General features: G+C 41.0%; 16 protein-coding genes. 13 read left to right on the top strand and 3 right to left on the bottom strand.

Translation table 11 applies throughout. The features are described 5' to 3' along the window. Nucleotides 1–1,592, top strand: a 1,592-nt coding sequence (locus PRIP_RS09920; protein WP_149023807.1) for an immunoglobulin-like domain-containing protein, incomplete at its 5' end; no start/stop codon positions are given. After that, nucleotides 1,561–3,750 (top strand): immunoglobulin-like domain-containing protein, encoded by a 2,190-nt coding sequence (locus PRIP_RS09915; protein ID WP_036101034.1) that lies wholly within the window; start codon nucleotides 1,561–1,563, stop codon nucleotides 3,748–3,750. The genes PRIP_RS09920 and PRIP_RS09915, both read left to right, overlap by 32 nt. 243 nt (nucleotides 3,751–3,993) lie before the next feature. Here PRIP_RS09915 and ltaS read toward each other — a convergent pair whose 3' ends face one another. Beyond that, complete coding sequence (gene ltaS, locus PRIP_RS09910) at nucleotides 3,994–5,979, bottom strand: lipoteichoic acid synthase (RefSeq protein WP_036101033.1); 1,986 nt, start codon at nucleotides 5,977–5,979, stop codon at nucleotides 3,994–3,996. Nucleotides 5,980–6,305: 326 nt separating this feature from the next. Here ltaS and PRIP_RS09905 point away from each other — a divergent pair, with 326 nt between their 5' ends. From PRIP_RS09905 to PRIP_RS09855, 11 genes are all read left to right on the top strand, one after another. Then, nucleotides 6,306–6,968, top strand: a complete 663-nt coding sequence (locus tag PRIP_RS09905; protein WP_036101049.1) for a class A sortase — start codon at nucleotides 6,306–6,308, stop codon at nucleotides 6,966–6,968. Nucleotides 6,969–7,314: 346 nt separating this feature from the next. After that, nucleotides 7,315–7,497: a hypothetical protein gene (locus tag PRIP_RS09900; protein ID WP_036101032.1), complete on the top strand. Its 183-nt coding sequence runs from the start codon at nucleotides 7,315–7,317 to the stop codon at nucleotides 7,495–7,497. Nucleotides 7,498–7,655: 158 nt separating this feature from the next. After that, the gene (locus PRIP_RS16310) at nucleotides 7,656–11,270 is read left to right on the top strand and encodes an SdrD B-like domain-containing protein (protein ID WP_052008851.1); all 3,615 of its coding nucleotides are present in this window, start codon (nucleotides 7,656–7,658) and stop codon (nucleotides 11,268–11,270) included. A gap of 586 nt (nucleotides 11,271–11,856) precedes the next feature. Beyond that, entirely contained in the window at nucleotides 11,857–12,588 is a 732-nt protein-coding gene (locus PRIP_RS09890; protein WP_036101031.1) for an MBL fold metallo-hydrolase, read from the top strand. A 14-nt stretch (nucleotides 12,589–12,602) separates the two neighbouring features. Next, the gene (locus tag PRIP_RS09885) at nucleotides 12,603–13,598 is read left to right on the top strand and encodes a lipoate--protein ligase (RefSeq protein ID WP_036101030.1); all 996 of its coding nucleotides are present in this window, start codon (nucleotides 12,603–12,605) and stop codon (nucleotides 13,596–13,598) included. Between the two features lie 251 nt (nucleotides 13,599–13,849). Then, on the top strand, nucleotides 13,850–15,781 hold the full coding sequence (gene glgB / locus PRIP_RS09880; RefSeq protein WP_241434148.1) for a 1,4-alpha-glucan branching protein GlgB: 1,932 nt from the start codon (nucleotides 13,850–13,852) through the stop codon (nucleotides 15,779–15,781). Between the two features lie 34 nt (nucleotides 15,782–15,815). Continuing rightward, nucleotides 15,816–16,958 (top strand): glucose-1-phosphate adenylyltransferase, encoded by a 1,143-nt coding sequence (locus PRIP_RS09875; RefSeq protein ID WP_036101029.1) that lies wholly within the window; start codon nucleotides 15,816–15,818, stop codon nucleotides 16,956–16,958. After that, the gene (glgD, locus tag PRIP_RS09870; protein WP_036101028.1) at nucleotides 16,948–18,099 is read left to right on the top strand and encodes a glucose-1-phosphate adenylyltransferase subunit GlgD; all 1,152 of its coding nucleotides are present in this window, start codon (nucleotides 16,948–16,950) and stop codon (nucleotides 18,097–18,099) included. Before PRIP_RS09875 ends, glgD begins: the two co-directional genes overlap by 11 nt. Further along, nucleotides 18,096–19,523 carry a glycogen synthase GlgA gene (gene glgA, locus PRIP_RS09865; protein WP_036101027.1) on the top strand — a complete coding sequence of 476 codons (1,428 nt, stop codon included), beginning with the start codon at nucleotides 18,096–18,098 and terminating at the stop codon, nucleotides 19,521–19,523. Before glgD ends, glgA begins: the two co-directional genes overlap by 4 nt. 54 nt (nucleotides 19,524–19,577) lie before the next feature. Beyond that, nucleotides 19,578–21,986: a glycogen/starch/alpha-glucan phosphorylase gene (locus PRIP_RS09860; RefSeq protein WP_036101026.1), complete on the top strand. Its 2,409-nt coding sequence runs from the start codon at nucleotides 19,578–19,580 to the stop codon at nucleotides 21,984–21,986. Between the two features lie 18 nt (nucleotides 21,987–22,004). Next, nucleotides 22,005–23,813, top strand: coding sequence for a glycoside hydrolase family 13 protein (locus tag PRIP_RS09855; protein ID WP_036101025.1), 1,809 nt, complete (start codon nucleotides 22,005–22,007; stop codon nucleotides 23,811–23,813). Nucleotides 23,814–23,859: 46 nt separating this feature from the next. On the opposite strand, the gene PRIP_RS09850 is transcribed toward PRIP_RS09855, so the two are convergent. Together PRIP_RS09850 and PRIP_RS09845 are read right to left on the bottom strand one after the other, a co-directional pair. Further along, nucleotides 23,860–24,423 carry a hydrolase gene (locus tag PRIP_RS09850; RefSeq protein WP_077912975.1) on the bottom strand — a complete coding sequence of 188 codons (564 nt, stop codon included), beginning with the start codon at nucleotides 24,421–24,423 and terminating at the stop codon, nucleotides 23,860–23,862. Then, nucleotides 24,423–25,649 carry a multidrug efflux MFS transporter gene (locus PRIP_RS09845; RefSeq protein ID WP_036101023.1) on the bottom strand — a complete coding sequence of 409 codons (1,227 nt, stop codon included), beginning with the start codon at nucleotides 25,647–25,649 and terminating at the stop codon, nucleotides 24,423–24,425. Before PRIP_RS09845 ends, PRIP_RS09850 begins: the two co-directional genes overlap by 1 nt. Nucleotides 25,650–25,710: the final 61 nt, after the last annotated feature.

The raw sequence follows: 25,710 nt of genomic DNA, 5'->3' as shown, positions 1-25,710 counted from the left end.
CCCTAACAGTAGGAGACAGCTTTGATCCAAAAGCAGGTGTTACAGCCACTGACAACAAAGACGGCGACATCACTAGCAAAATCCAAGTGACAAGCAACAATGTGGATACATCTAAAGCCGGCACTTACAATGTAACCTACTCTGTGACAGATGCCGCAGGAAATACAGCGACAAAAACAATCACAGTCACAGTAAATGATGCTCCAGACACAACCAAACCGGAAATCACAGCGAGCGATAAAACATTAACAGTAGGAGACAGCTTCGATCCAAAAGCAGGCGTTACAGCTAATGACAACAAAGATGGCGACATCACGAGCAAAATCCAAGTGACAAGCAACAATGTAGACACATCCAAAGCGGGCACATACAATGTAACGTACTCCGTAACAGATGCCGCAGGAAATACAGCAACAAAAACAATCACAGTCACAGTAAACGATGCTCCAGACACAACCAAACCAGAAATCACAGCGAGCGATAAAACTCTAGCAGTAGGAGACAGCTTCGATCCAAAAGCAGGTGTTACAGCCACTGACAACAAAGATGGCGACATTACTAGTAAACTTGTAGTCACAAGCAATAATGTAGACACATCCAAAGCGGGCACATACAATGTAACCTACTCCGTGACAGATGCTGCAGGAAATACAGCGACAAAAACAATTACAGTAACGGTCAAATTGAGCGTAGCGCTTTCTATCGATCCAGTAAAATCAACGGATCTGAAAGTTGTGCTACACGGTAATCCAGGATCATTAGCACGTCTGTTCAATGATGACAACGGAACTGCTATTGGTAATCGTTTCCGATTCGGAGCAGATGGCACCTATACAATGTCACTACCATTGGCATTACCATCAGGTACGCATCTTCGTGTATGGTATACGTATAATCAAAAAGTTATCGCTAAAACAATAGTTATCGATGCGACGAAACCAGTCATTACAGCGAGCGACAAAACATTAACAGTAGGAGACAGCTTTGATCCAAAAGCAAGCATCACTGCAAATGATGATTTAGACGGCGACATCACCAGCAAAATTCAAGTGACAAGCAACAATGTAGACACATCCAAAGCCGGCACATACAATGTAACGTACTCCGTAACAGATGCCGCAGGAAATACAGCGACAAAAACAATCACAGTCACAGTAAACGATGCTCCAGACACAACCAAACCAGAAATCACAGCGAGCAATAAAACATTAAAAGTAGGAGACAGCTTCGATCCAAAAGCAGGTGTTACAGCCACTGACAACAAAGACGGTGACATCACCAGCAAAATTCAAGTGACAAGCAACAATGTGGATACATCTAAAGCGGGCACGTACAATGTAACATATTCCGTGACAGATGCCGCAGGAAATACAGCGACAAAAACAATCACAGTTACAGTTATTTCTACTACACAAGGAACAATCACAGCCAACACCTTCACAATTGGCAAAGATGGTTACGTTACAGGTAGTTACACTGGTGACGTGAAAAAACTAAGTCTACTAGTCAATGGCAAAAAATTAGGCACAATTAATGCAACAGGCACGCCGTACAAATACTATGCAGGCAAAAATAATTACAAGCATCAATGACTCAGTAACAGTAGTAGCTTACGATGCGAATGGCAAAGAACTAGACCGAGCTAACGTACCATTGAAAAAAGAAGCTGCAACAACAGGAACAATCACAGCCAACACCTTCACAATTGGCAAAGATGGTTACGTTACAGGTAGTTACACTGGTGACGTGAAAAAACTAAGTCTACTAGTCAACGGCAAAAAATTAGGCACAATTAATGCAACAGGCACGCCATACAAATACTATGCAGGCAAAAATATTACAAGCACGAATGACTCAGTAACAGTAGTAGCTTACGATGCGAATGGCAAAGAACTAGACCGAGCTAATGTACCATTGAAAAAAGAAGCTGCGACAACAGGAACAATCACAGCCAACACCTTCACAATTGGCCAAGATAGCTACGTGAAAGGGAACTTGACAGGCGATGTAGCGAAAGTAAAAATGCTTGTTAACGGAAAATCGTATGTTACAATATCAGCATCTGGAACAAGCTACCAATACTACGCAAGTGGTAAAATTCTTTCGGCCAAAGATGCAGTAACAATGATTGCCTATGATACGAATGGTAAAGAACTAGACCGCGCGAATGTACCAGTAAAAGAAGCAATGACAACAGGAACGATTACAGCCAATACATTCACCATCGGTAAAGATGGCTACGTGAAAGGGAATGTGACCGGGGATGTATCACGCGTGAAAATGATTATTAATGGAGTTTCTTATCCAGTTATTGGCGTAACGGGAAGCAACTATCAATACTACGCCAATGGTAAAATTCTTTCCAATAATGATGCAGTAACTATGGTCGCTTACGACAACAAAGGCAAAGAATTAGCACGTACCAATGTTTCCGTAGTAAAAGAAAATGTACCAACAACAGGAACGATTACAGCCAATAAGTTCACCATTGGTAAAGATGGTTATATCACAGGTAATTTAACAGGTGATGTAGCAAAAATTAAAATGGTGGTGGATGGAAAATCATCGACACTTGTTGCAGCTAAAGAAGGAGCTTACAAATATTATGCAGGCGGTAAAATTGCTTCAGTTAACGATGCTGTAACAATGATTGCATACGATGCAAAAGGAAACGAATTAGATCGCGCGAATGTACCGCTGGCAGAAAATAGTGTTCCCGTAGGCACAGTTACAGCTGAAGCTTACACTATTGGTAGCGGATATATTCATGGGACATATACTGGTGATGCCTCTCGAATTGGCGTACTTGTCAACGGAAAAGAAATAAGCAGAATTAACGCCACAACAAGTCCATATCAATATTACGTTGGTAGTCAAGTTACATCTACAAACGATGATGTCTATGTTGTCATTTATGATAACAAAGGTCGTGAAATGGATCGCGTGAAAGTACCCGTCCAAGCTAAGGTAAATCCAACAGCAGGAACGATTACAGCAAATCCATTTTCGATAGGAAAAGATAGTTATGTGAAAGGAAGCTTTACTGGAGATGTAGCCCGCATTGCAATGCTTGTAAATGGCACTGAGTATTCACGCATTCCAGCTAATGGTGGAGAATATCAATACTATGCAAGTGGTAAGATTTTATCTGCCAGTGATAATGTTACAATGGTAGCCTACGATGCAAAAGGCAAAGAACTTGATCGTGCGGTAGTGAGTGTAACTGCTCCACAAGGAACAATTGCTGTAGATGCGTATCAAGTAGGTGGCTCAGATGCATACATTCACGGTACAGCCACAGGTGATGTGAAGAAAGTCCAATTGATTGTCAATGGCGCTGAACAAGGGGTAGCATTTGTTCAAGCAGATGGCACATTTAAATATTATGCAAAAGCTGTAACCTCTCCTTCAGATCAAGCCGTAATAGTTGCACTTGATGAACGCGGACGTGAACTAGATCGTAAAACTGTCACATTAACCAACGCAACAGGTACTGTCAAAGCTGATACATTTACTGTTGGCGGTTCGGATCGTTATATTCACGGAACAGCGACAGGTGCAGTCACTAAAGTAGGTATAGAAGTCAATGGTGTAGTAGGTACATCACAAGCATTTGTTCAAGCAGATGGCACCTATAAATACTTTGCAGGTAGCCAAATCGGCTCATCTAGCGATGTTGTCTATGTAATAGGTTATGATGGAAAAAGCAAAGAAATTGCACGTACACCCTTATCACTTCAATCCAATTAAATCAATCAATAGCAAAGCCGTTTTGAACTAGGAATAACAATAAGAGAACGAGATTAATGGCTTTCTGAACTATAAAATACGTATCAAAAATCTGAAACTAGATTTTTGATACGTATTTTTCATAACGCTATATATCATCTTTAATAGATTCGTTTTTAGAGGAGTTAGACACCTATATTACTATTGCAAAAAAAGTAGAGACTCGGGATTGTCCAAGTCTCTACTAATCTTCGTATGTTTCATTTAATTTTCAGTAGTTGCCTCATCTGTGCTAGAACTATCGGTTGTTGTTGACTTGTTCTTGTTATTATAGTTATACTTCGAAGGATCGGTTTTCTTGAAGCCTTCTGGTGTGTAGAAACGAAGTAAGTCGCCTTGCAAGACTTCATCAGAGAGTTCGAGTTCTTTTGCAACATTGTCTTTCGTTGCTTTCATCTGGTCTGTTGTCGTCGTAATTTCTTCGCCTGTCTTCTGATTGTAGAACTTGCCGCCAATCATCGAGTAAGCAGGTGTAATGAAATCACCGTTTCGGAATGGAACGACTTGTTTCACATCTTTAGAAAGCAAATCACTGCCAAGTTGTACGTAATTCTTCGTATCTGTACCGAGCAAGTGTAGTAGGGTTGGTAAAACATCAATTTCACCACCATACGTATCTTTTATACCACCTTCAACGCCTGGAACGTGAATCATAAATGGAACACGTTGCGCTTGTGCATTTTGATAAGCATTATAATCTGTACCAAGGATTTTGCTCATTGCTTGTGCGTGGTTATCAGAAATACCGTAGTGATCACCATACATAACAATCACTGTATTGTCATACAAACCGCTATCTTTCAAATATTGCACGAAACTTTTCACAGCTTCATCCAAATAACGAGCAGTCTGGAAATAGGTATCCACTGAAGTGTCGCCCGTGTCAGCTGGTTGAATCGTTGCCTCATCAGAAGCAATCGGATACGGGAAGTGATTTGTTAACGTAATGAATTTCGCATAAAACGGTTGTTTCAATGTTTGTAGATATTTCTCAGACTCAAGGAAGAACGGTTTGTCTTTCAACCCATAGTTAGAAACGTCTTTATCATTCATATCATAGTAGCTAGCATCAAAGAAATGATTATAGCCGAACTGTTTGTAAATTTCGTCGCGATTCCAGAAACTCTTATAGTTCCCGTGGAAAACCGCTGAATCATAGCCTTGCTGGCCTAAAATAGCTGGCGCTGATTGATACGTATTCTTTCCTTTTGTTGAGAATGCCGAACCTTGTGGAAGACCGAATAATGAATTTTCCAGCATCATTTCGGCATCGGAAGTTTTCCCTTGCCCTGTCTGATGGAAGAAGTTCGTGAAGCTAATCGTGTTCTTATCTTTAAAGAATGAGTTAATAAAAGGTGTAACTTCTTGTCCATGTAGCTTATAGCCAATCAGGAATTGCTGGAAACTTTCTAAATGGATGTAAATAACGTTCTTACCTTTCGCTTTACCAAAATACTCTGGGTTTGGCTGCGCGTAATTCGATTTGGTATAGTTTAGCACAGCGTTGACATCGCTACTATCCGCAAGCGCACGCTGTGTTGAGTTTTGCGTGCTTTTAACAGCATCATAAATTTGGAAGTTCGTCATTCCAAGATATTTCACAATATAAGTACGGTCAAAAGTTCGCGTTAATAGTTCTGGACGATCGATTTCCGCAAGGCCTAAGTTCGCGAAGAACATGGCAACACCAAGCGTTAGAACACCAACTGTTTTACGAGCACGAATACGCGCTTCTTTATTTGGTTTTACAATGCGGAAAATAAGTAAGGCAATTAAAAAGAGTATATCCACAAAATAGAGAATATCGCTCCAGTGCATAAGCGCACCAAGACTACCACTTTGCTCTCCTAGACTACCAATTTCTCTAATATTCGGCAACGTAATAAAATCACTGAAAAAGCGATAATAAACCGCGTTTGCATACAGGCCAAATGAAAGTATAAAATCAATAACGATTATCCAAACAAAAGACCTTCTTCCTTTTGCAAATAAGGCTAGTCCCATGAAAAACACTGCAGAACTTAGCGGATTAATCAATAATAAAAATTGTTGCATGGGATTCTCAATTCCCAAATTAAATGCGACGTTATAAGCAATGTACGATTTTAGCCAAAATAGTATGACGGCTAGAATAAAAAATCCATAGTTCTTACTTAAGAAACCTAGGACCTTTTCTTTCCATGCGTTCATAATTCATCTCTCCTAACACTCTGTGTGAGTAAGTACTGTTTCATTTTTTAAGACAAAAAAGAATAAAAAAAACCGGGTTACTATGTAAAGAGCTTTTCGCTATTTCTAAACCCAAGTTAATCTAATAGTAACATAACTTTAACAAAAACGAAACTAAAAAACATGCGTCGCAAGCCTGAGTTATTTTTAAAACCTTGGTGTAGAAGGGATAAGACGGATATAGAATACGATGAGGCAGGCAGGCTTTTTTTTTTCGCGTAGTTTTATCGTTGCTTTTGGAAAGGTTCCTACTATATAATCGAGAGAGAACTGCAAGGGGGCTTAGTATATTGAAGAAAACAATAGCAATTATCATTTTAATTATCGGGCTACTGCTCGTGCTTTCACCATTTATCAAGAGTGGTGTTGTAAAATATTTAAGCGGACGTGATTCTGTAACGAATTATACTGCGGAAACGATTAATAAAAACAATAGTAAAGATGCCACATTTGACTTCGCGAGCGTAGAACTTCCATCAATGACTTCTGTTGTGAAAGGTGCAGCGAATTACAACAAAGATGCAGTCATTGGTTCCATTGCGATTCCAAGTGTTGATCTTGATTTAATGGTCTTAAAAGGAACGAATACGGCGAACTTATTAGCGGGTGCAACAACCATGCGTGAAGATCAGGTAATGGGTAAAGGAAATTATCCACTCGCAGGCCATCATATGAGAAACCAGTCGATGTTATTTGGCCCAATCATGGATGTCAAAGAAGGCGCCAAAGTGTACCTAACAGATTTAACGAATCTATACACATATGAAGTCACAAGTACAAAAATCGTGAAAGATACCGAAGTTGGTATTATCGATAACACCAAGGAGCCACAAATCACGCTGATTACATGTGATGTGGCAACAGAGACAAACAAGCGATTCGTGGCAATTGGCAAGCTGATATCGACGGAGAAACTAACCAAGGATAAAGAAGATAAGTATTTCAAATAATGGCATGAGAAAACGCCTTGTACGGAATGAGAATTCTGTGCAAGGCGTTTTTTTTGTGCATAAGCTACCTATATTAGAAAAATGTTCACAATTTTTCTGAAATAAAAGGCTCTTCGTGACGTATACTTTCCATCTACATAAAAAACTACATGCTAAGATAAAAATATTAGCGGCGCAAAAAAGAGTGGTTTTACAAAGGCATACATAAATCCGTAAGTAGTTAAAAAAATCAGATTATAATCCGATTTGCTAAGGGGGAAGACACATGATAAACGCATACCAACCTGATACAAGTTAGTCTTGAGAAAAGTCAGGTTAAAAATCAACTTAGAGAGGAGGCAAAACAATGAGTCAAGGCGGAAATTTAAATCCATTAGTCCCAATGACGGGAGGTGGTCCAATTATCGGTGCAGCAATGCTTCAAGGCTACCCGTTAATGGCAGCAACTATAGGCATAGGAATGGCGGTAGTGGTAGCTGTTCTTTTATTTGCAAATAATAAAAAGAAGCAGCACAATCACATATCATAACGCCAAACAAGTAATTGTGACGAAAAGTACAAAATAAAGTTTTAAAAAGTTTCAAGTTGCTGTTTTTATTTTGAACACAATTCAATAATGTAGACAATGAAATAGTTAAAATGATGTAGACTATTTCGATTTTAAATGATGAGGGGATGAATTTATTTATGAGTAAAAAAGGTATGAAAAAGTGGGGGATAGGAGCTATAACAGGTGTGTTAGTTCTAGGAAGCTTAACACCGATTATCCAACCCTACACAACAGTATCTGCAGCAGAAAATACAATCAAACAACTAAAAGCATCTGGTGAAGGCAGCATTAGTGATGTGATGTTCGAAGACTTAAATGGAAATGCCGTACAAGATAGCAATGAAACGACAGGCGTAGCGGGCATTAAAGTCGAACTTTACAGTGACCAAGGAATACTGATAGGAACGGCAACAACAGGAACAGACGGTAGATATACATTCTCAAACGTTCCAGACGGGACTTACTATTTACACGTAGACATGTCGACCTTACCTTCTGATGAAAAACTTTATACAACGAAGGGCATCAACGGTTCAGACGGTAACTCAAGCTATTTCACAATTTCTGGTGGCAATACCATCACAGGTTACCATTTCGGCTTTTATCCAGAACAAGGAGCTATTCAAAGCTTTGTCTATAATGATGCCAATGGGAATGGACAAAAAGATAGCGGAGAAGCAGGAATAAGCGGTGTTCATGTAGCATTGTACAGTGAAGTAGGAGCAAAAGTAGCCGACGCAACAACAGATAGCACAGGTGCTTATAGCTTTAACGCCATAAAACCTGGTAGATACTACGCAAAAGCTGATATTCCAGCTAACTACAAATATCAGTCAAGCACATACTTTGGAAGCGATGGCGCTACAAATTACTTCACAGTTGCGAGCGAACAGACACTTCGTAACGAGCTGAATTTAGGTTTAGTTGCAAAAAATAATTCTGCCATTAGTGGCCTAGTAACAGATGCAACAACGAGTACTGGAATCGCGAATATACGTGTAGAATTACATGATGTACAAGGCAATCTGATTACTACTGTGCAAACAGATTCTAGCGGCCGTTATGGTTTTGAAGGATTAGCAGCAGGAAATTACTATACAAAAGTAATCATTCCAAGTAACTACAATTTCGTAAGCAGCAACGGCTACGGCAGTGACGGCAACAGTAACTACATTAGCTTAACGGGTAGCAACACGGCATCTAGCTACTCCATTTCACTAAGAAAACAAGCGAATACAACGATTTCCGGTGTAATAAATACACCAAGTGGTCAAGGAGTGAGCGAAAATGTCTCCCTTTATAATGTAGACGGGACACTTGTGAAAACAGTGACAACAAGCACCCAAGGAAACTTCAGCTTTACTGGTATCGCAGCAGGAAACTACTATGTAAAAGCAACAATACCAGAAGGCTACACATTTGATTCTTCCCAAGGGTTTGGTAGCGACGGAAATAGTTACTACCTACAAGCAGACGGCACAACCAACATCTCCAATCTCCGTTTGACACTAGCACAAAAAACAGGTCAAATTCGTTCCACAGTCTTCAATGACTTAAACAAAAATGGTACGCAAGAAGTTGGTGAATCCGGTGTCGCTGGAGTATCTGTAACACTTTACAGCAATACGGGTGCAGTGATAGAAACAACAACGACAGATGCCAATGGTCTGTATAAATTTGAGACGGTTACACCAGGAACTTACTATGTCAGAGTGACGCCGCCAACAGGATATAAAAACTTAGCTAACACAGCATTTGGTAGTGACGGTGTTTCTGGCTACATCAGCGTAGCTGCACAACAAACACGTACAGATATGAATGCCGCGCTCATTTCAACAGCAATCGTAGCAACAGACTTAACACTTAATACAACAGATATCAATACAACAGTAAATGCAACAGGCAAAATTGATGCGACTGTACAGCCAACAGACACAACGAACAAAACATTAAGCTATACACCGGCCGACTCCAGTATCATTTCTGTAGATGCAAACGGAAACTGGACAGCGAAAAAAGCAGGAACAACAACGATTGCAGTGAAAACAACAGATGGCTCGAACATCACAAAAACAGTCAATGTGACAGTAACAGATCCAAATGCAGTATCAAGCATGAAGTGGATTTACCAAAATGGATGGGCTCCAGATACAAACATTGCGAATGGCGATAATATTACGGTGTCAAACACTTACAAAGACGGTTATGGAAATGATCAAATTGATGTAGCAATGTATAACAGTGCAGGAACGCAGTTAGACCAAGATCAATTCACCTACACGTTATCAAATCCTAGCTTGTTATCCGTGAGAAAAGCGACATGGCTCACTGTATTTGGACACACAGAACAAACAGGAAGCACTTTAGTAACAGTGAAAGACGCAAAAGGAAACACAGTGCGGACATTTACAATCAACATCACAGGACCAGCAAACATTCCAGCAACAGGAATCGACCTAACAACAGCAAATATTAATACAACAGTAGGTAAAACAGGTACCATCGCAGCGACAGTACAACCCGCGAATGCGACGAATAAAACACTAAGTTACACACCAGCCGATTCCAGCATCATCTCTGTAGATGCAAACGGCAATTGGACAGCGAAAAAAGCAGGAACAACAACGGTTCAAGTCAAAACAACAGACGGCACAAACATCACGAAAACTGTTAACGTAACAGTAACAGATCCAGTCGTACTAGCAACAGACATTAATCTAGCAACAACGAACATTAACACAACTGTCGGTACAACAGGTGCAATTAGTGCAACAGTCCAACCAAGTAACACAACGAACAAAACATTGACTTACACACCAACAGATTCCAGTATCATTTCTGTAGATGCAAACGGCAATTGGACAGCAAAAAAAGCAGGAACAACAACGATTGCAGTGAAAACAACAGATGGCTCGAACATCACGAAAACAGTCAATGTAACAGTAACAGATCCAGTTATACTAGCGACAGACATCACATTAGCAGCAACTAACATTACAGCAGACGTTAACGACACAGGTAAAGTTGATGCAACAGTACTGCCAACGAACGCAACCAATAAAAAACTAACCTACACATCGAATGACACAAACATCATTACAGTAGATGCAAATGGCAACTGGGTAGCTAAAAAAGGTGGCGGAACAACTATCACGGTGACTACAACAGATGGTAGTAACATCAGCAAAACAATCACGGTTAGAGTCAATGGCGAGAACATGATTGTCAACCCAGAGTTTAACGGATTAGGCCAATGGGGCGAAACCGCATATACAGGGGCAATAGGAACACAAGCAGATAACCTGTATAACTATAGTGGCGCAGTCGGTACTTGGACGACTGTAAGCAAAGGAATATTAGGCCCACAAATGGATATTAAACCAAATGGTAACGGCTCTGTTGACATGAAATCGGGCGCAAATCATGCAGGTTTACTGGCACAGACAGTAGCCACCATTCCAGGACACCAGTATAGCTTTAAATATGTAGCGACAGACGGTGGGCATGGCTATTACAACGCCACTGTTATATCTGGTTCGCAAATATCCACAGGGCAAACATTGGCAGCCGATAGAGGAACATTAACTGGTGGTTGGAAACAACCTACAGGAACACTGACTACACTAAATTTCACGGCCACCACAACAAGTACTACGGTATACTTTGTAGAGCTAGGCGGTTATGGTCTGCTAACTTCAGGTATTGTTAATTTCTCTAACATATCTTTAGTAGATGTTACAGGAATTAACTAGAAATTAGATTTATGGTGTGCAAAGAAGCGCAAGGACGATATAATTGTTCTTGCGCTTTTTTTGCGTATAGATTTAAGTTGAATTACTTTTATTTTGGTTAATTTACGAAATCAAATGTTAGATTGTTGAAAATAGAACAGCTAGAAGGTGAGAAACATATCCATTATTCGATAGAGAAATATTAGCTGTAGAAGCCGGTAATTTTAATGAAAAAATCGGTGGATAAATGAAACGTATTATAATCCACCTAGAAAAAAAGATTTAGAGGATGGTACAACATTTAAAATCACGTGGGAGAAAGATGGAGAAGTGGCGTCTGAACTGCTTGACTTAAAATGGAAACGAAGAATGTTTGTGAAACCATTGATTTAACAAAGTATAATAGCTTAAAATGATGGAACGTTTTATGCACACGCAAGTTTCTTATATTACGTTTCGGTTAGTGAGAGTATTCATATAAAGCGTCTACAAAATAAAGCGTATCTCCAGAAATGGTGTGCGCTTTTTTTAGTCGCAAAATCTGTTATCTGTGCTGATTTTAGTGTATGATAAACTAGTAAACCAATTCGAGAGAGGACGTGGGGTCATGAAGTTGACTGTGTTTGGTCATTGGGGCGGTTATCCGAAAGTGGATGAAGGGACGTCTAGTTACTTATTAGAAGAGGACGGATTTAAGTTATTGATTGATATTGGTGCTAGCGCCGTTTCTATTATGCAAAATTATGTGGACCCAAATACGATTGATGCGGCGATTATTTCGCATTATCATCCGGATCATGTGGCGGATGTCGGGATTTTGCAGCATTATCGGTTGATTGGTGGGATGAACGAAGATGTGCCCGTGTTGCCGATTTATGGACATGATGAAGATGCTCGTGGGTTTTCTTATTTATCTATGCCGAACGTGTCGGAAGGCATTGCGTATGATCCGAGCAAGGAGCTTAAGGTTGGCCCTTTTACGATTACGTTCTTAAAAACGGTGCATCCGGTTGTTTGTTATGCAATGCGAATTGAGGCGAACGGGAAGACATTTGTATTTACGGCGGATTCGGCGTATCAGGAGGCGTTTACTGCTTTTGCGAAGGATGCGGATTTGTTGATGACGGATACGAATTTCTATCAGGATTTGGCTGGGAAAAGTCAGATTCATATGGCGAGCACGGAAGTTGGCAAGCTTGCGCATGATGCGGGCGTGAAGACATTGTTGTTAACGCATTTACCGCAGTTTGGCGAGCTGGCGACATTGAAAGCTGAGGCTGCATCGGAATATAAAGGACAAATCGTATTGGCTGAAAAAGGCCTGATTATCGAGTTTTAAGGAGGAAGTAAGGCGTGTATTTTATAGATAATAAGAATGTGAAAGATCCAACGATTAATTTGGCGGTGGAAGAATTTATTTTGACGGAGCTTGATTTGGACGAGCCGGTGTTGCTTTTTTATATTAACCAGCCGTCGATTATTATTGGGCGCAACCAGAATACGATTGAAGAAATTAATACAGAATATGTTGCTAAAAATAATATTAAAGTCGTGCGACGCCTATCTGGTGGTGGTGCGGTGTACCATGATGAAGGGAACTTGAATTTCAGCTTTATTACGAAAGATGACGGCGATTCGTTCCACAACTTTGCCAAATTTACACAGCCAATTGTGGAAGCATTGAAAAAACAAGGCGTGAATGCAGAGTTGAAAGGTCGAAATGATCTTTTGATTGATGATTTTAAAGTGTCTGGGAACGCCCAATTTGCAACGAAAGGCAAGATGTTCTCGCATGGGACGTTGATGCTTGATTTGAACTTGGATAATGTCGTGGCCTCACTCAAAGTACGCAAGGATAAGATTGAGTCGAAAGGCATTAAATCGGTGCGTAGCCGCGTCGCTAACATTTCGGAATTTATGGAGCAAAAAATGACGACCGAAGCATTTCGGGATTTATTGCTGCTTGATTTGTTCAATGTGGAAAATGTGAAAGATGTTAAGGAATACGTGTTGACGGAGGCCGATTGGGAGAAGATTCTTGCCATCTCTAAGAAACGATATAATAACTGGGACTGGAATTATGGGAAGTCACCAAAGTTTAATTTAGAACGAACGAAACGTTTTCCAGTCGGTGGTATTGATGTGCACTTAGATGTTGTTAAAAGTGTGATAGCGGACGTGAAGATTTTTGGTGATTTCTTTGGTGTCGGCGATGTGACGGAGATTGAGGATAAGTTGCGCGGTGTGAATTATGACCGAAAAGCTATCGAAACGGCGTTGCAAGGTGTAGATATTAAGCACTATTTTGGAAATATTACGTTGGAAGATTTCCTAGATTTAATTTATTAAATAAGATGAAATGAGCGTGGGCCAAGTGGTTTGCGTTCTTTCTTTTTGATATGTAGCAGAGAACGTGATTATAAAAGAGCAAATGTTAATTTTATTACTAGAGGTATTATTTTCAAATGGAGTGAAAATCTGGTATATTAGATGTATGGAAAACAATGCTTTGTTTCCTGAAAACTTCTTCAGAATGCGGCATAAGCGGTGATAGCTTCGATAAGATGAATAGACAGACTATTCAAAAAGGGTGTGATGAAGTGAGCAATAAATTGCTGATTGGAAACATGTCAGAGGCGGATACATATTTATTTAATACTGGGAGTTACTTTCAAAGTTATCAGCTAATGGGATGTCAGTTTGCAAGAGATAAGGAAGGCAATGAGGGATTTTCGTTCCGTGTTTGGGCGCCGAATGCCAAGGGAATTGCGATTGTTGGCGATTTTTGTAATTGGGATACGGGTTTTTCATTGACATTGCTTGGGGAGACTGGAATTTGGGAAGGGTTTTCGACGGATGCGAAGCCGGGACAGCATTATAAGATTCTGGTGGAGGATGCGAAAGGTAATCGGAAATTGAAGATGGATCCGTATGGTTTTGCGTTTGAGTTGCGCCCTAAAGATGCGGCTGTGGTTACGAAGTTGCCTGATTTTAAGTGGACGGATGGGCGCTGGATGGCGAAACGGAAGCGAAGAAGTGTATACGCGTCGCCACTCAATATTTATGAGGTGCACGCAGGTTCGTGGCGGAAGCCAAAAGGTGACGGGGAGCAGGAGTTTTATAATTTTGCGGAATTGGCGGGGTTGTTGATTCCTTATGTTGTGGAGATGGGATATACACATATTGAGTTTATGCCATTGATGGAACACCCGTTAGACGCATCTTGGGGGTATCAGATTACGGGATATTATGCGCTTAGTGCGAGGTACGGGACGCTTGAGGAGTTCATGGGGTTTGTGGATGCGTGTCATGCGGCTAATATTGGCGTAATTATGGACTGGGTGCCGGGACATTTTTGTCGGAATGATAATGCGCTTGCTTATTTTGATGGTACGCCTCAGTTTGAGTATTGGAAATCGTTTCAGGCGGATAATGTTCGTTGGGGGACGCTGAATTTTGATTTATCGAAGGCAGAAGTGCATAGCTTTTTGATTTCGAACGCGCTGTTTTGGATTGAGATGTGTCACTTGGACGGATTGCGTGTGGATGCGGTGTCGAACATGATTTATTTGGATTATGATGACGGGTATTGGGAAGCGAATGAGGACGGAAACAATTTGAACAAGGCAGGCATTGCTTTTGTGCAAAAGTTGAACACGGAAGTATTTAGGCGGTATCCCGATATATTGATGATTGCAGAGGAAAGTACGGCATACCCGAATGTGACGAAGCCTGTGGAGGCAAATGGGCTTGGCTTTAATTACAAGTGGAACATGGGTTGGATGAACGATATTTTGGAGTTTTTTGAGATGGATCCATTGTTTCGTAAGGACCATTTTAATCTGGTGACATTTTCATTTATGTATATGTTTAAGGAAAATTATATTTTGGCATTGTCACATGATGAAGTGGTGCACGGTAAGAAGTCCATGATGCATAAGATGCCAGGTGATCGTTATAACCAGTTTGCAGGATTGCGGACGCTTGAGGCGTTTTTGATGACGCATCCGGGGAAAAAGTTGAACTTTATGGGTAATGAAATAGGACAGTTTTTGGAATGGAAGTTCGCGGAGGAGTTGGAATGGGCTGATTTGAATCAAGATTTGAATCACCAATATCAGTTTTTTGTGCGGACGTTAAATGCTTTGTATATGAGTCATAAGGCGCTTTTTGAACAAGATCATCAGCCAGAAGGAATGGCTATTTTAGACGCGGATAATCGGGATGAGTCGATTTTGACATTTATTCGTCAAGGTGTGAAACCGCGGGATTTCCTAGTAGTGGCTTGTAATTTTGTGCCAGTGGAGCGGCAGCGTGTGCGCATTGGCGTTCCATACGAGGGGATTTATGAGGAGTTACTGAATACGGAGGCGCGAGATTTCGGAGGAACATGGGATTTTGCACAACCGGAAATGAAAACGAGCATGGAAGGTCATAATGGCTTACCTTACAGTATTGAAGTTATTTTGCCAGCAATGAGTGTACTTATAATTAAGCCAAAGAGAATAAAAGGATATCATAAAGGGCGGTGAGAGGGTTTCGTTGTAATGACGAACCCAATGGATTATGAAAAATGACATGATTGCAATGATTTTAGCAGGTGGACAAGGTTCAAGGCTTGGAGATTTAACAAAAACAATGGCTAAACCAGCTGTTTCATTTGGGGGGAAATACCGTATTATCGATTTCTCATTGAGTAATTGCTCGAATTCGGGTATTGATACAGTTGGCGTTGTGACGCAATATCAGCCACTTGAGTTAAATGACCATATTGGGGACGGCTCGTATTTTGATTTAGATTATAAAAGTGGTGGTGTGACGATTTTACAACCGCATCTTAGTTTGGAAGGTGAGAAGTGGTTTAAAGGAACGGCGCATGCGATTCACCAAAATGTGGGCTTTATTGATAGCCATAATCCGGAATATGTTTTGATTTTGTCAGGTGACCATATTTACAAAATGGATTATGAAAAAATGTTAGATTACCATAAGGAAAAAAATGCGGCGCTCACGGTTGCTGTTATTGAAGTGCCAATCGAGGAAGCTTCACGGTTTGGCATTATGAATGTGGATAGCACAGATCGCATTATTGAGTTTGAAGAGAAGCCTGCAACGCCGAAGAGTAATTTGGCGTCGATGGGAATTTATATTTTTAAATGGAGTTTGTTGAAACAGTATTTGAAAGAAGCGCAGACGAAAGACATTGATATGAGTGACTTTGGTAAAAATATTGTGCCAGCGTATTTGAGCAATGGAGAGAATTTGTTTGCATATCGTTTTTCGGGTTATTGGAAAGATGTTGGAACGATTTCGAGTCTTTGGGAAGCGAATATGGAGTTTATTAATCCGTGTCATGAGTTGAATATTCGTGATCGCGAATGGCGTGTTTATTCGAAAAACCCGATTGCACCGCCACAGCATATTACGAAACAGGCGGATGTGAAAAATGCACTGATTGTGGATGGCTGCTATATTAATGGGCGTGTGAAACATTCGATTTTATCGCAAAATGTCAATGTTGGGGAAAATAGTGTGATTGAAGATAGTGTGGTCATGCCAAATGCGGTCATTGGGAAGAATGTAGTGCTAAAACGCGTTATTGTTGGCGAAAATGCACAGATAGCGGATAATGTTGAAATTATTGGTGAGGATGACATTGAAGTTGTTGGTCACTATGCGATGATTGGGGTGTCTGAAGATGAAGACTAATAAAATATGTGGAATCTTAAATCTATCGGAAAACAAAATGGGTTTGCAACCTTTGACTAGAAATCGGCCACTTGCGGCAATGCCATTTGCGTGCCGATATCGGTTAGTTGATTTTCCGCTTTCTAATATGACGAATGCTGGTATTAATACGATTGCGATGTTTTTAAATGAGAATAACCGATCGTTGTTTGACCATATTCGGAGTGGTAAAGAATGGGATTTGAATACGATGTATGGTGGTTTATTCGTGTTTGATGAGCGGAATTCGGATGATTTTTCGCAGGAGAATTATGATAATAGTTTGAACTTCTTGACAAAATCAGCGACGGAGTATGTGGTGATTATGGGAAGCAAGATGGTTTGTAATATTGATGTGAAATCGATTTTGCAGCACCATAAGCAGCAGGATGCGGATGTGACAGTGGTTTATAAGCGGTTGGTGAGTGCAATTGATGCGGAAGATCATGAACAGTTGGACGTTTTGACATTGGATGCCGCGGGTCATATTTCGGAAAGTACACCTATACCAAAAGGGGAGACTATTGAGGAGAATAGCGCGCTTAGTCTGGAGATATATTTATTGAAGCAAGAGTTATTATTGAAACTGATTGCAAATTATCGGGAAACAGGACGCGATTTTTCATTAGATGCGGTGATGGAGCAAGCTGTTGCGCATACGAATGCGAGTGGTTTTGAGTACACGGGCTATATGCGCCAAATTTATTCGACGAAATCATATTTTGAGGGCAATTTTGATATGCTGAATGACCGTAATTTGGCGGCGCTTTTCCAAGAAAATCAGAAAATCCACACAAAGGCCAAAAATGAAGTACCGACATTTTATGCGGAGGAATCGGATATTGTGGATTGTCTTGTAGCGAACGGTTGCTTATTACGTGGCTCGGCGGAGCATTCGCTGATTTTCCGGAATGTGCTTTTGGAAGAAGGCGCGCAGGTACGTCATTCGATGATTATGCAAGGTGCAAAAGTCGGTGCTGGGGCGCATTTGGAATATGTAATCGCGGATAAGAAGAGCGTTATTGCACCAGGTGTGAGATTGATTGGTACGAAAGATGAGCCGATTGTGGTTAGAAAAGATGAGCATATCGAATGCAACAAAGAGGCGGAGGTACAGCAATGAAAGTTTTGTTTGCAGCGGCGGAAGTCTTTCCTTTTGTGAAAGTCGGTGGTTTAGCGGACGTGGCTTACGCGTTGCCAAAAGAATTAGTGAAGCAAGGTGTAGATATTCGCGTAGTGTTACCATTTCATACGAAGATGGCGGATGAATTCAAGAATGAGATGGAGGATGTGACGCAATTTACGGTGGACGTTGGCTGGCGCAAACAGTTTTGTGGTGTGAAAACGTTGATGCGTGACGGTGTGACGTTTTACTTTATCGATAATTTGTATTATTTTAACCGTCCGAATGTGTACGGGGATTATGACGATGCGGAGCGTTATGCGTTTTTCTCGATGGCAGTTTGTGAAATGATGGAAAAAATTGATTTTATTCCGGACTGGATTCATGTGAATGACTGGCATACGGGGATTATTCCGCTGCTTCTGGCGGATAAGTATCACTGGATTGAGGCTTATCGTGGAATTAAGACGGTGCTTACGATTCATAATTTGCAGTTTCAAGGGATTTATTCACCGCGTGTGCTGGAGGAATTACTTGGGATTGGGATGCAGACGTGGCATGAGGACGGGATTAAATACTATGATGATGTGAACTTTATGAAGGGTGCGATTCAGTATGCAGACCGGATTACGACGGTGAGCCCGAGTTATGCGGAGGAGATTCAGACACCGATGTATGGAGAACGGCTTGACGGACTGCTTCGTGCAAATGCTTGGAAGTTGACGGGAATTTTGAATGGGATTGATCAGGATTTGAATGACCCAGAGAGTGACCCGCTTATTCCGAACCATTTTAGCGCGACGGATTTGTCTGGGAAAGCGGCGAACAAGGCGGCGATGCAGGCAAAGCTAGGCTTGCCGGTTCGCCCAGATGTTCCGCTCATTATTATGGTTTCCCGCCTGACGCATCAGAAAGGGTGCCATTTGCTTGTCGATAATCTGGACGCTCTATTGCAAAAAGATGTGCAGATTGCGATTCTTGGTTTGGGCGAACGTGAATTTGAAGAGGCATTCCCGTTTTTCGAATACATTTATCCAGAGAAAATGTCGGCGAATATGACGTTTGATATTGGTTTTGCGCAGCAGTTATATGCGGCGGCGGACATGTTGTTAATGCCTTCTTGGTTTGAGCCGTGCGGGATTTCGCAATTGATTGCGATGCGATACGGGACGCTTCCTGTCGTACATGAGACGGGCGGTTTGAAAGATACTGTGTCACCATACAATCAGTACACGGGTGAAGGAACTGGTTTTAGTTTTAACAATTATGATGCTGCGGTTTTTAGAAAAGTATTAGAAATGGCCATCAATGTTTATTCGAAAAGTCCTGACGTCTGGAATAAATTAGTAAAACAAGCTATGTCCAAAGATTTCAGCTGGAAAGTTTCAGCTGAAAAATACAAGGGTATTTACGAGGAATACTAGTTTTAAAAATGACAGATACAAATTTTACAAACCTTAGTTCGAGGAGGAATTAGATTGGAAATTAGTAAGGAACAGTTTAAAAAAGAATACAATCGCGCGCTTACGAGTCTTTATGCGACGGAAGTACACGATTTAACGCCATTGGAGCAATACATCACATTGGGTAGTGTGGTGAAAGAGTACACGGCTCAAAACTGGATGCAGACTAAGAGAGAATATCAACAGAATCAAGCGAAACAAGTTTACTATTTTTCCATCGAGTTTCTTCCAGGAAAATTATTAAAAAGTAATCTATTGAATCTCGGTATTTTGGACACGGTTCGTGAAGGATTGGCAGATTTAGGTGTTGATTTCACGCATTTAGAAGAAGTGGAATCAGATCAAGGTCTTGGAAATGGCGGTCTTGGACGTCTGGCGGCTTGTTTTATGGATTCGATGGCCACATGTGATGTTCCAGGAAATGGGAATGGTATTCGCTATCGTCATGGTTTGTTTAGGCAAAAATTTGTTAATGGGTATCAAGTCGAGTTACCAGATAACTGGTTGCGTCATGAAAATGTGTGGGAAACAAGGCGCGAAAATAAGGCAGAAACGGTACGATTTTATGGGCAAGTGCACTTAGAAGAGAATGAGGAAGGCCAAATTGTTCCTACTTATAGGAATACGCAAGATGTCTTGGCGGTGCCTTATGATACTGCGATGACTGGTTATGAAAATGATACGGTGAATAATTTACGACTTTGGTCAGCTGAAATTCCGGCGAGCGCGGAGGTGGACTATTCTTCGGAAGGTATGCGGAAGTCGATTCATAACATTTCTGATATGCTGTATCCAGATGATTCGAGTTATGATGGGCGGATGTTGCGTCTGAAGCAAGAGTACTTTTTCGTGTCGGCTGGTGTGCAAAGTATTTTACGTTACTATCGGAAGCTTGGTGTGCCAATGGAACATTTAGCGGAGAATATTTCGATTCATATTAATGATACACACCCAACGATGTGTATTCCTGAATTGATGAGACTTTTGCTAGACGAAGAGGGATTGACATGGGAAGCGGCTTGGGCGATTACGATGAAGACATGTTCTTATACAAACCATACGATTATGGCGGAGGCTTTGGAAAAATGGCCAGAACATATGGTTGCGGAGCTAGTTCCACGGATTTATCAAATTATTTGCGAAATCAATCGTCGCCATATTGAAAGTATGACCCTGCTTTATGGAGCGCAGTTTACTTGGCGTACGTCGATTATTCAAGATGGCATCATTCATATGGCGCATTTAGCAATTATTGGTAGCCATAGTATTAACGGTGTTGCTAAATTGCATACAGAAATTCTGAAGGAAAAAGCGTTGCATGATTTTTATTTAGCATTTCCAGCGCGATTTAATAATAAGACAAACGGAATCACGCATCGTCGTTGGTTGCTGCTAAGCAATGAAGGCTTGAGCGATTTAATTAGTGATTATATTGGTACGGAGTGGAAGAAGAAGCCAAACGAGCTTTACTTATTAAAGGCCTTTAAAGAGGACTCTGTTTTATTGGATAAATTGGAGCAGGTGAAGCTAGACAATAAGATGCGCCTAGCGGAGTATGTAAAAGAAACGATGGGAATTGAGATTGATCCGCATGCTGTATTTGATGTTCAAATTAAAAGACTTCACGCGTATAAACGCCAATTATTAAATGTCTTGCATATTTTATCGTTATATTTGAAATTAAAAGAAGGCCCTACGCCAGAGCAAGAAATGGTGCCGCGCGTCTTCATTTTTGGTGCAAAAGCAGCGCCTAGTTATTCATATGCCAAAGAAATTATTAAGCTTATAAACGCTGTTGCTGACTTAATCAATAACGATACGTCGATTAATAATAAAATCAAAGTGGTGTTCGTAGAGAATTACGGCGTGACACTAGCTGAAAAAATAATTCCAGCTGCAGACATCAGTGAACAGATTTCGCTTGTTACGAAAGAAGCATCAGGGACGAGTAATATGAAATTAATGTTAAATGGCGCGATTACGCTTGCAACGCTCGACGGGGCTAATGTTGAAATTCGCGATAAAGTCGGGGATGAGAACATGTTACTATTTGGTATGCAAGAAGCAGAATTGTATCATTTTTATGATTCGCATTCCTACCATTCGCACGATATTTATAATCATAACCCTCGCTTAAAACGTTGTCTTGACGCATTAGTAGATGGAACGATACCAAATATTGAGGCAGAGGGACAGGAGATTTTTGATTCATTGCTGAAATATAACGATGAATATTTTGTGCTGAAGGATTATGACTCATATGTTGCGGCACAGTCACGAATTGATAGTTTGTATACGGATCGCAAAAAATGGAATCAGATGTCGCTATTGAATATTGCGCATGCTGGGGAGTTTTCATCGGATTATACAATAATGCATTATGCGGATGAAATTTGGAATGTCCATCATAATAAAAACCTGTAACGAGAGGAAGTTAGGAGAATGGCAAAGGTAGTTGTATTTGATTCATGGAATGAGCGATATAAACGACCTTTCGGTGCAGTGAAGCAAGGCGCGACGGTAGATTTTAGAATCGACGTCGCGCTTCCTTACGTTTCAAAAGTAGAGCTCAAAATCCATAAAGACGGGATGGGTGAGCAAAGTCTTGAAATGAAGCACACGGAAAATGGCGTTTATGAAGTAGAATTCCAACCGTACGCAGAGACGGGCTTATATTTTTATTATTTTAAGATTCAGCAAAACTTTGATACGCAGACGAGAACGACGTATTATTTTAATAATCGGGATTTGCATGGTGGAGAAGGCTTTTTCACGGAGAACTATCATGATATGTGTACGTATCAGTTGACGTGTTTTGAGTATGCGGATCAGGCGCCAGAATGGTATCGGGACGCAGTTTTTTATCATATTTTTGTGGATCGGTTTTATAATGCGGATGATATGGTGCGTGAACCGAAGCCGGATTCGTTTATTTATGCGCGGAAAGAAGATACACCGTATTATATTAAGAACGACAAGGGAGAGATATTGCGCTGGGAATTTTACGGTGGCAACTTAGAGGGCATTACGCAAAAACTGACATATTTGAAGGAACTTGGGATTTCTGGTCTTTATTTAAGTCCAATTTTCGAAGCGAAGAGCAATCATAAATACGATACATCTGATTACAAAAAAATTGATCCGATGTTTGGCGATGAATCGATATTGACGGAACTAATTCAAAAAGCTGGAGAATTAGGCATGCGTATTATTTTGGACGGTGTATTTAATCATGTTGGGGAGGATAGTTTGTACTTTAATCGGTACGGTCATTTCGATTCTTTGGGTGCGTATCAAAGTGTCGATTCGCCGTATTATCACTGGTTTACATTTCAACATTTTCCGGAAAAATATGATGCGTGGTGGGGCGTGAGCAATTTGCCTGTGGTGAATAAGGAAAGCAAGTCATTTCAGGAGATGATTTACGCAGGAAAGGATAGCGTAATTGATTATTGGACCGAGCGGGGCGCTGCTGGCTGGCGTTTAGATGTTGCTGATGAGTTGCCGGACGCTTTTATTGCAGGGATTCGCCAGACGTTGATGAAATATCCAGACCGTGTATTGATTGGAGAAGTTTGGGAAGATGCGACGAACAAAATTGCCTATGATCAGCGGCGTCATTATTTAGAAGGTGGTATGTTGCAAGGTGTGATGAACTATCCGTTTCGCCAAGTCATTATTGATTTGCTAAATGGTCAAATAACGACGAAACAGGCGACGCTAAAAACGATGGGAATTAAAGAAAACTACCCCACAGAAGCATTGGCAGCGAATTTGAATAATATCGGGACACATGATACGGCGCGTATTTTGACAATGTTACATGAAGACAAAGCAAAATTGCGGTTGGCAATCTATATGTTGATGGTTTTGCCAGGTGTGCCTTGTATTTATTATGGCGATGAGGCAGGACTAACGGGCGGTGCCGACCCAGACAACCGTAAGTTCTATCCATGGGGACGCGAAGATGAGGAAATTAGTGGCTTTTTCCGTGAGGCGATTCAGTTGCGAAATACGACAGAAGCATTGCGAAAAGGAGACTACTATCCATTCTCATTAAATAATTTGTTTGGTGTGATTCGTTATATGACTGGTGATAGCTGGCATATGTTTATAGTAAATCCAACGAACGAGGCGCAAAAAGTAGACTTGGCGACTTGCTATCCAGAAAGCGGTAGATGGCAGGATATACTAAAATTCTTGAACATTCAAGGAAAGACAATCGCACCACACGACTTTTTCTACGTATAAAATAAGGCTACCAACTCCTGATTTTTGGGAATTGGTAGCCTTATTTTTATAGGTAAGAAATAATGTCGTCACTAGAGCGTACGCGACCGATGCGTGGAAAAATATTCGTGCGAACATAATCATGCATCTCTTTATCAGCGGCTCCCATAACGTCTTCTGCGAAAAATTGATTGTAACCTAATTGGAAAGCTTCGCGGGCAGTCATATCAACACCGATACCAGTAGATACGCCACCAAGAACAATCGTATCAATACCACGGCGACGTAACTGTACATCTAAATCTGTGCCATGAAACGCACCCCATTGGCGTTTTGTGAGTGTATACGTTCCAGGTATTTCGGCTAACTCAGGTACGATTTGGTCCCAGCCTTCTGGTAGCTCGATAGATTGTGTAGCGGGAACATCTGTGCTCGGATGTAACATATCCTTGCCGTCGAGTGTAGAAACACGAACAAGCACTACAAAGCCACCTTTTTCAGTGAATGCTTTCACTAATGCTTTTGCTCGTCCGATAATTTCTTCCGCTGTATACGGAGCGCAGTTACGGCTCAGAATCCCATTTTGTAAATCAATTAAAACTAGTGCTGTTTTTTCAACTTTTATTTGCATTATTTTTGCTCCTTTAATGTCTGATTCATGCGAATTTCTCTCGCATTTAATTTTTTATACACTTTAAAATACACCCATACTGCATTTGCCAAAAGTAGGGCACTCGTGATGAAGAAAACGTAGGAGATGCCGAGAGAAGAAGCGATTTGCCCACCTAAAATAGAACCTGTAAACACGCCTAAATAACTTGCAGAATTGGTAATTCCGAATACTCGACCGGTATACTCGGATGGCGTTAGTTTTTTGATGAGGATGTTGACGGAAGGATTGAGTCCTGCAACGGCCAGTCCAAGTACGAAGCGCAGGGCGATAAGTTCCCACGGGCTCTTGACGAAAGCTTGCGGAATAAAGACGATACCTGCGACGATGAGGGCAACAAAGATCACGCGTTGTGCGCCAATTTTGTCGGAAAGTTTGCCGAGGCGAGGCGCAGCAATAATACTCGCAAGTCCAGATGCAGAAAATGCTAAACCAGAAAGCAAGGCGATGTGCGAAGTCCCAGACGAAAGTTGTTGTATATAGACAGTAATAATTGGTTCTACAGAATACAGCGCTAGTGTTATCATGAAAAAAGTAATAAACATCGTGATGATAAAACTTTTATTGGGTAAAGCCTGCCAAACTTCTTTTGTTTTCATCACTTTTGTATCTGTTCGTTTGAAGTCTTCTTTCACAAACAAAGCGGTCAAAATAAAAGCTACGAACAATAATCCACCAGTAATGAAAAAGATATTTTGCAAGCCAAAATGTTCGGCAATGAAACCGCCAACTAATGGTCCCAGTAGCGAACCCGTAATCCCACCAGTAGATAGCGTTCCAAGCGCCCAACCTGCGTGCGATTTATCGGCTTGTGTCGCAATAAGTGCTGTACAAGCTGTCGCAAACCCAGTCACAACGCCTTGCAAAGTCCGTAGCGCGATTAATTCATACACATTGTGCGTAAATCCCATGCAACCAATAATAATCGCCATACCAAAACTAGCTCGGAGTAGCATCGGCTTTCTACCAAAACGATCCGCTGCCTGTCCCCAAATCGGTGAAAAAATAGCGGACATAATAAACGTAATTCCAAATGTTAGTCCAGAAAGTTGCGCCACTTCTCCTGCGTTCTCAATTCCCAAATGCTTTATGTAAAGCGGTAAAACCGGAGCAATTTGACTCATCCCGATGCTGGTCACAAATGTGCCAAACCAACAAACAATTAAGTTTCGTTTCCAAATCGGCATGCGTTCCATCTCCTTTTGTTATCTTAGACAATAACAACTTCATTATAAAGGGGAAATTGGC

It is taken from the genome of Paenilisteria riparia FSL S10-1204 (assembly GCF_000525995.1).
GTDB lineage: Bacteria > Bacillota > Bacilli > Lactobacillales > Listeriaceae > Listeria_A > Listeria_A riparia.
The sequence above is the reverse complement of the archived record's forward strand: the minus strand, read 5'-3'. Positions and strand labels throughout refer to the sequence as shown.

Coding starts and splice junctions, on each gene's coding strand:
- PRIP_RS09915 (WP_036101034.1), top strand. CDS start 1,561: ATGCAGGCAAAAATAATTACAAGCATCAATGACTCAGTAACAGTAGTA.
- ltaS (WP_036101033.1), bottom strand. CDS start 5,979: ATGAACGCATGGAAAGAAAAGGTCCTAGGTTTCTTAAGTAAGAACTAT.
- PRIP_RS09900 (WP_036101032.1), top strand. CDS start 7,315: ATGAGTCAAGGCGGAAATTTAAATCCATTAGTCCCAATGACGGGAGGT.
- PRIP_RS16310 (WP_052008851.1), top strand. CDS start 7,656: ATGAGTAAAAAAGGTATGAAAAAGTGGGGGATAGGAGCTATAACAGGT.
- PRIP_RS09890 (WP_036101031.1), top strand. CDS start 11,857: ATGAAGTTGACTGTGTTTGGTCATTGGGGCGGTTATCCGAAAGTGGAT.
- PRIP_RS09875 (WP_036101029.1), top strand. CDS start 15,816: ATGAAAAATGACATGATTGCAATGATTTTAGCAGGTGGACAAGGTTCA.
- glgD (WP_036101028.1), top strand. CDS start 16,948: ATGAAGACTAATAAAATATGTGGAATCTTAAATCTATCGGAAAACAAA.
- glgA (WP_036101027.1), top strand. CDS start 18,096: ATGAAAGTTTTGTTTGCAGCGGCGGAAGTCTTTCCTTTTGTGAAAGTC.
- PRIP_RS09855 (WP_036101025.1), top strand. CDS start 22,005: ATGGCAAAGGTAGTTGTATTTGATTCATGGAATGAGCGATATAAACGA.
- PRIP_RS09850 (WP_077912975.1), bottom strand. CDS start 24,423: ATGCAAATAAAAGTTGAAAAAACAGCACTAGTTTTAATTGATTTACAA.
- PRIP_RS09845 (WP_036101023.1), bottom strand. CDS start 25,649: ATGCCGATTTGGAAACGAAACTTAATTGTTTGTTGGTTTGGCACATTT.